The sequence below is a fragment of the Alcanivorax sp. genome, from assembly GCF_014762765.1.
Taxonomy (GTDB): Bacteria; Pseudomonadota; Gammaproteobacteria; order Pseudomonadales; family Alcanivoracaceae; genus Alcanivorax.
In genome coordinates this window covers 45,683-51,733 of record NZ_JABURH010000111.1, presented here as the reverse complement: position 1 = coordinate 51,733, position 6,051 = coordinate 45,683, and the positions used below count along the sequence as shown (strand labels likewise).

General features: G+C 59.2%; 11 protein-coding genes. 5 read left to right on the top strand and 6 right to left on the bottom strand.

From position 1 onward, the window contains the following. The 6 genes from HUJ17_RS07100 to HUJ17_RS07075 all read right to left on the bottom strand — a co-directional run. A partial coding sequence (locus HUJ17_RS07100) for a hypothetical protein (protein WP_290510038.1) occupies nt 1-488 on the bottom strand: 488 nt, incomplete at its 3' end. A 110-nt stretch (nt 489-598) separates the two neighbouring features. After that, nucleotides 599-811, bottom strand: a complete 213-nt coding sequence (locus HUJ17_RS07095; protein WP_035249117.1) for a hypothetical protein — start codon at nt 809-811, stop codon at nt 599-601. Between the two features lie 282 nt (nt 812-1,093). Further along, nucleotides 1,094-1,705, bottom strand: coding sequence for a TPM domain-containing protein (locus HUJ17_RS07090; RefSeq protein WP_290510037.1), 612 nt, complete (start codon nt 1,703-1,705; stop codon nt 1,094-1,096). Beyond that, nucleotides 1,706-2,422, bottom strand: a complete 717-nt coding sequence (locus HUJ17_RS07085) for a YgcG family protein (protein ID WP_290510036.1) — start codon at nt 2,420-2,422, stop codon at nt 1,706-1,708. It lies immediately after the preceding gene. Further along, a complete protein-coding gene (locus tag HUJ17_RS07080; protein ID WP_290510035.1) occupies nt 2,419-3,009 on the bottom strand; it encodes a LemA family protein in 591 nt (196 codons plus the stop codon). Before HUJ17_RS07080 ends, HUJ17_RS07085 begins: the two co-directional genes overlap by 4 nt. Then, nucleotides 3,006-3,311, bottom strand: coding sequence for a GIY-YIG nuclease family protein (locus tag HUJ17_RS07075; protein ID WP_290510034.1), 306 nt, complete (start codon nt 3,309-3,311; stop codon nt 3,006-3,008). Before HUJ17_RS07075 ends, HUJ17_RS07080 begins: the two co-directional genes overlap by 4 nt. Nucleotides 3,312-3,380: 69 nt before the next feature. Between HUJ17_RS07075 and HUJ17_RS07070 the strand changes: the two genes are divergently transcribed. The 5 genes from HUJ17_RS07070 to HUJ17_RS07050 all read left to right on the top strand — a co-directional run. Further along, nucleotides 3,381-3,776: a hypothetical protein gene (locus HUJ17_RS07070; protein ID WP_290510033.1), complete on the top strand. Its 396-nt coding sequence runs from the start codon at nt 3,381-3,383 to the stop codon at nt 3,774-3,776. Between the two features lie 191 nt (nt 3,777-3,967). After that, nucleotides 3,968-4,330 carry a HopJ type III effector protein gene (locus tag HUJ17_RS07065; protein WP_290510032.1) on the top strand — a complete coding sequence of 121 codons (363 nt, stop codon included), beginning with the start codon at nt 3,968-3,970 and terminating at the stop codon, nt 4,328-4,330. Nucleotides 4,331-4,401: 71 nt separating this feature from the next. Further along, nucleotides 4,402-4,944 (top strand): glutathione peroxidase, encoded by a 543-nt coding sequence (locus tag HUJ17_RS07060; protein ID WP_290510031.1) that lies wholly within the window; start codon nt 4,402-4,404, stop codon nt 4,942-4,944. A 78-nt stretch (nt 4,945-5,022) separates the two neighbouring features. Then, nucleotides 5,023-5,340, top strand: coding sequence for a hypothetical protein (locus HUJ17_RS07055; RefSeq protein ID WP_290510030.1), 318 nt, complete (start codon nt 5,023-5,025; stop codon nt 5,338-5,340). A gap of 25 nt (nt 5,341-5,365) precedes the next feature. Beyond that, a partial coding sequence (locus tag HUJ17_RS07050; protein ID WP_290510029.1) for a dienelactone hydrolase family protein occupies nt 5,366-6,051 on the top strand: 686 nt, incomplete at its 3' end.

Genomic DNA, 6,051 nt, shown 5'->3' with positions numbered 1-6,051 from the left:
TCCACATCCACCTCATCCAGTGAATAGCGGTCCACGCTGCCACGGAATTTCAGGTTGTCGAGGCCGTAGCTGAAGCCGGCGCCCCAGAATGCATCGACGCCGTCTTCGTCGGTGCCGTGATCGAATTCCGCGTCCCAGGCCAGGCTGCCGGCGCGCAGGAACAGGTCGGTGCCAGTGGCGATACGGGCCTTGCCGATGGCGGCGGCTTCGATGCCGGAGATATCGACTTCATTGCCGTCGCCGTAGTCACCCAGCCACACCGCGCCGCCTTCCACACCGACGGAGAAGGTATCGCGAGCCAGGGGGAAGCTGACGCCACCGAGCAGCGAGAAGGTGTAATCGGTGGTATCTACTTCGGAGGGGATATCCCGGTCATCCAGGTCGGTCCAGCCGCCTTTGAGGACGCCATAGACACTGTGAGAGGCAAAAACAGAAGAAGAAAATGCTATAGCGCCGAAAGTAGCGCCGGCAAGCAAAAGGGTTTTCATGTGTCGCTCCCTGCGATCAAGAAATGTGATTCAGGGTCGACTTTATCATGGCTTTCGGGGTATGCCAGAGGGGATTAACGCTCGCCCTCTGGCTTAACGGCACTAGCCGCTCAGGGACGGATCACGAAGTAATAGTCGCCGCTGAGTTTCAAGCGCATGCACCCGTGATCATCGGGGAGGTCGTTTTCCCACTCCACGTCCTGGACGCCCAGATCGAAAGCGGCGGTGTTGCGGGCGATGGCTTTGAGGCGCTCCACGTCGTTGGATTCGGTGATCAACACCGGGGGGATGGCAGCAGCGCTCTTTTCGCGAAACAGTCTCATCGTCTCTCTCCTCGCTGTGTCAAAGCAGCTACATCAAGGCCCATGGCGACCCTGCTTTGAGGTGACGACCGTCCACCCTTTTCTCGGGGTGTATCGGTATTTTTTATTCGTGCATTTTACGTTTGCTTTACCTTGTTACCGGAAGCCGTTACAGGGTGCAATAACCCTGTTTGCTCATATTCAAGAAAATGCGAAGTGCGTCAACTGCCTGATTTAACAGTAAAAAAGCCTGCACAGGGCAGGCTTTTTCTCAATAAAATTAAGCAGTTAACCATTCATCGGTCAGAGTACGATCAGGTGGTTGGGCAGCTCATTTTTTTGTTCCGTGGCGGGCACGTGGGTGGCCAGTTTGTCGCCGCAGGCGGCCACGCATTCCTGGAAGCCTTCCGCCACCCGGCCGGCTTTCACCCGGGCAATGAAGGCATCAACGATGGTCTGCCACTCGCTGTCGTCCACATGGCGGGCAATGCCCTGGTCCGCCAGGATTTCCACATAGTGTTCCGCTTCGCTGACGAAGATCAGCAGGCCGGTGCCACCACGGGTGCGGTGCAGGCCCTGCTCCAGGAACGCCTGCCGGGCCAGGCCGGCGGCGCGCATCCGTTGCAGGCGGCGCGGCACCACCCGGAACTGCACCGGCTTGAGCCGGAACAGCACCGCCAGCACCAGCAGCACGCCCCATTGCAGCAGCAGGCCTTCAAAGGGGGTCAGCCAGACCGGCAGGAACAGCAGGGCCGCCGGCACCAGCAGGGACAGCAGGGCCGCCCACAACAGGGTTACGTAGCGGTAATCGTCTGCCTGGCGAGCCAGTACTGTGACCAGCTCCGCGTCGGTGCGTTTTTCCTGTTCACCGATGGTCCGGGACAGGGTTTCCTGTGCGTTCTTATCCAGCAACATTTACCAACCTCCTGAGGCGCCGCCGCCTCCGAATCCACCACCGCCGCCGCCGAAGCCGCCGCCACCGAAACCGCCACCGCCGCCAAAGCCGCCCATAGGCACCGGCAGGAACATGCCGCCACGGCGGCCACCCCGGCCCCCACCGCCCCCGAAGGACAGCAGAAAGGTGACCACTACCATGCCGATCAGTATCAGCAGGGCCTTGAGGCCACTGGGTTTGTCGCGGGGCTGGCGTTCGCCTTGATATTCGCCCTTGATGGCCGACTGAATGGCGGTGACACCGGCCTGGATGCCGCCATAGAACTGCCCCTGACGGAAGGCGGGCAGGATTTCCTGCTGGATAATGACACTGGAAAGCGCATCGGTGAGCACCCCTTCCAGGCCGTAACCCACTTCGATGCGCACCTTGCGATCCTTGGGAGCCACGATCAGCAGGACACCGTTATCGGATTCCTTGCTGCCTATTCCCCAATGGCGGCCCAGCTGGTAACCGTAATCGGCGATCTCGTAACCTTGCAGATCTGCCAGTGTTACCACGACAACCTGGTTGGAGGTGTTCTGTTCCGCCGAGGCCAGTGCCTGGGTCAGGCTCTGGCGCTGGGCGGCGGTCATCAGGTTGGCGTTGTCCACCACCCGGCCGGTGAGTTCAGGAAATTCCGGCGCCGCCCACAAGGGCGACGCCAACAACAGGATCAGCAGCGTGAATAAGCGCATCATTCGAAGCTGACGGCCGGCGCCTGATCCGCCTCTTGGGCGGTGGCTTCGTAGGTTTCACGGATTTCCATGTCGCTGTACAGGAAGCTGTGCCACAGCCGCCCGGGGAAAGTCCGGATTTCGGTGTTGTACTGCTGCACGGCGGCGATGTAATCACGGCGCGCTACGCTGATGCGATTTTCTGTGCCTTCCAGTTGTGACTGCAGGGCCAGGAAATTCTGGTTGGCCTTCAGGTCCGGGTAACGTTCCGCCACCACCATCAACCGTTGCAGGGCAGAGCCGAGCTGGCGCTGGGCCTGCTCGAACTGTTTCAGCTTTTCCGGATTATCGAGCATATTGCCATCAACCTGGATGGAGCCCACCTTGGCACGGGCCTGGGTCACGTCCACCAGCACTTCCTTCTCGTGACTGGCATAGCCCTTCACGGTGTTAACCAGGTTGGGAATCAGGTCTGCCCGGCGTTGATACTGATTTTCCACCTGCGACCAGGCGGCTTTGACCTGCTCATCGTAGGTAGGAATATTGTTGATGCCACAGCCGCTGAGCCAGCCGGCCAGCATGACCAGAAAAAGGCTACGCCAAAGTGTCATGGTTCTGCTCCTTCAATCCAGAATGACAGCGGTTCCTTGCGCTTCTCGGCGCGCAGGTTCGCCAGTAACTGCTGTTTTTCACGACGGGTCAACCGCTTGAGGCGAGCTTCCAGCCGCGAGGCCGATGCCCGATCACCGGCAGGCACCAGCAACACCGGCTGTACCGGCCGGCGGGCTCGGGTGTAACGTGCCCCCTTGGGGCTGTGGTTGTGTTCATAAAGGCGCCGGGCCGGCTCGGTGCTGATACCGGTATAGAGTGTCCGGTCCGAACAGCGCAGCATATACACCCACCACTCTTGCATGGTTTTTACATCCAACTTTTTACTGGCTGATATGATGCCAGAGACAATCAAGACAACAAGGAAGAAAACATGATTACCTACCTTTACTGGTTTCTCGTTGCAGCACTTGTCATCGGCGCCCTGTTCGGCATTGGTGTTCGTCTGGGTAAATGGAAACCGGCATTGATCATCGCTGTGGTGATTTGGCTGGTAGCGACCCTGGCCTATTATTTCTGGCTGGAACAGATTTTTGTGAAGCGCTTTGGCGGCACCATGAACATCAAGGTACCGGAAGAGCAGTACCACATCAGCGCCACCTGGAAGGGCGATAATCTGTGGATTGAAAACTACGATCCGAACACCAACGAATGCATTTTCCGCGAATACTCCCGGGGCAACATGCTGGAAGGCAAAGTGGTGCTGAAGAACTGTAACCCACTGCAAGGCACCGGCATGGTACTGCCGAAAGACCCGGCGCTGCAGTAACGGGCTCTCTGAAAGAAGAACGGGCCAGCACCCACCGTTGGAGCCTTGCTGGCAAGGCGAATACCCAAAGTGGTTAGGCAACCTCTTCGCTTTGTGAACAAAGCTCCAACGGGTAACCATAGTTCCCCCTTCCCCTGTTCCGATGATGCAGCTACCCTTTGCGCCTTTCTCTGACCGGAACAGGACTCCCCATGAGCAATTCCCTTCAAACGCTGCTGTTTGCTCTGAAACTGGTTCCCGATGCCGTTGCCTTCGAGCAGGTTCAAGAGGTCATCGCCGAGCACTATGACTACACCCCTGCCCGCTTTACCAATGGCAGCGGTGACGATCAGGTGGTGAATGAGGCAGGCACTAATGAAGGGTCCTGCAAGATCTTTGCCTTCGCCAAACTCAACAACCTCTCTGATGAGCAGACCCTGGCCTGCTTCGGGCATTTCTTCCGCCACGATGTTCTGGAGAACCCGGAGGGCACCGACCACGCCAATATCCGCACCTTCATGCGCCATGGCCTGAAACAGGTGCACTTCGATACCCCGGCACTGATTGCTCGATAATGTGACCCCCTTCGCGCCATCTTGACCGGCTTTCGTGAATCCTGTGCAGACAATTTCATGGAGAGATCGTCATGGCGCGCTATCTGGGGCTATTGTTAGCTTTTTTACTGACACCCGCGGTGCAGGCAGCAGATGGCTGTGCCGACGCCCTGGATACCACCGTCAGGAAACTGCATTCCCAGCAGACCCTGGATCTCTGTGCTCTGACCCGCAACAGGCTGACGCTGGTGGTGAACACCGCCAGCCAGTGCGGCTACACCCCGCAGTTCAAGGATCTGGAAGCGCTTTATCAGACCTACCGGGAGCAGGGCCTGATCGTGATTGGCTTCCCCTCGGATGATTTCCGCCAGGAGCTGAACAGCGAGTCCGACACTGCGGAAGTCTGCTATGTGAACTACGGCGTCACCTTCCCCATGGCCGCCACCAGTGCGGTAAAGGGTGATAACGCCAACCCGGTATTCCGGGCCCTTGGCACCGCCACCCAGGCGCCGGGCTGGAATTTCAACAAGTACCTGGTAGCCGCAGACGGCTCCTTTATTCGCCATTTCCCGGCAGCGGCGGAACCGCGCGGTGGCGAGCTGGAAGCCGCCATCCGTGATGCATTGAATCAGTGAGCTCCGCCAGGAGGTAGATGCCTTCGGCAGAGGCTGATATTGTGAACGGTCACCCATTATTACCCGGCGGTGAGTCCTGTGAAGGTTCGCAGCAGCAAAGAACAGCAACGCCATCAGCTTGAGCGCGATATGGAGCGCTATCTGTCCAGGGGCGGAGAGATCAAGGAAATCCCCCGCGGCGTCAGTGGTACCGATCCTGTGCACGGGAAAGGGCACCAGACTGTGCTGTTCAACGGCCCCCGCCAGCCCCAGCGCACCGACCTGAGCCAGGTGGCCGCCACCATCGACGCGCGCAAGCACAAACCGCGCCGCCAACGACTCAACCACCGCCCCACTCGCAAGCTGATTTATGATGATTTCGGCGAACCGCTGCGCTGGGTGTGGCACGACAAATAATTCAAACTGCCAAGAAGGATCTGCAATGAAACGGCTTCTGCTGCTGGTATCCCTGTTTATGATGAGTCAGACCGCGTTCAGCGACATCATTGAAACCCAGGTCACCCTGCCCGACGATCTGGGCACCGGCGTCATGTATCTGAATGACAAGCAGAAAAAGCCCGGGCCCGGGGTCATCGTGATCCACGAATGGTGGGGACTGAATGATTACGCCCGCGACCGGGCCCGCATGCTGGCCCGGGCCGGTTATACCGCTCTGGCGGTGGACATGTACGGCACCGGCAAGGTGGCCACTCACCCGAAGGATGCGGAAGCCTTCATGAAATCCGCCATGGCCGAGCCGGAAAAAATGAACGCCCGCTTTGAAGCCGCCCGCAAGATGATGCTGAAACAGCAGCAGGTGGAAGCAGGCCGTTTGTTCGCCATCGGCTACTGCTTCGGCGGTGGCGTAGTACTGAACCAGGCCCGCATGGGCACCGACCTGGCCGGCGTGGCCAGTTTCCATGGCACCCTGGGCACCGACACTCCGGCCCAACCCGGTGACATCAAGGCGCGTATTCTCGCCGCCACCGGCCAGGCCGACCCGATGATTCCCGCCGAACAGGTCACCGGCTTCGTCAAGGAAATGACCGAAGCCGGCGCCGACTTCCAGCTGCTCAGCTTCCCGGGCGTCAAGCACAGCTTCACCAATCCGAAGGCGGATGCGGTGGC

Excerpts from the sequence above, each read along its gene's own strand:
- HUJ17_RS07095 (WP_035249117.1), bottom strand. The coding sequence starts at position 811 with ATGAGACTGTTTCGCGAAAAGAGCGCTGCTGCCATCCCCCCGGTGTTG.
- HUJ17_RS07090 (WP_290510037.1), bottom strand. The coding sequence starts at position 1,705 with ATGTTGCTGGATAAGAACGCACAGGAAACCCTGTCCCGGACCATCGGT.
- HUJ17_RS07085 (WP_290510036.1), bottom strand. The coding sequence starts at position 2,422 with ATGATGCGCTTATTCACGCTGCTGATCCTGTTGTTGGCGTCGCCCTTG.
- HUJ17_RS07080 (WP_290510035.1), bottom strand. The coding sequence starts at position 3,009 with ATGACACTTTGGCGTAGCCTTTTTCTGGTCATGCTGGCCGGCTGGCTC.
- HUJ17_RS07075 (WP_290510034.1), bottom strand. The coding sequence starts at position 3,311 with ATGCAAGAGTGGTGGGTGTATATGCTGCGCTGTTCGGACCGGACACTC.
- HUJ17_RS07070 (WP_290510033.1), top strand. The coding sequence starts at position 3,381 with ATGATTACCTACCTTTACTGGTTTCTCGTTGCAGCACTTGTCATCGGC.
- HUJ17_RS07065 (WP_290510032.1), top strand. The coding sequence starts at position 3,968 with ATGAGCAATTCCCTTCAAACGCTGCTGTTTGCTCTGAAACTGGTTCCC.
- HUJ17_RS07060 (WP_290510031.1), top strand. The coding sequence starts at position 4,402 with ATGGCGCGCTATCTGGGGCTATTGTTAGCTTTTTTACTGACACCCGCG.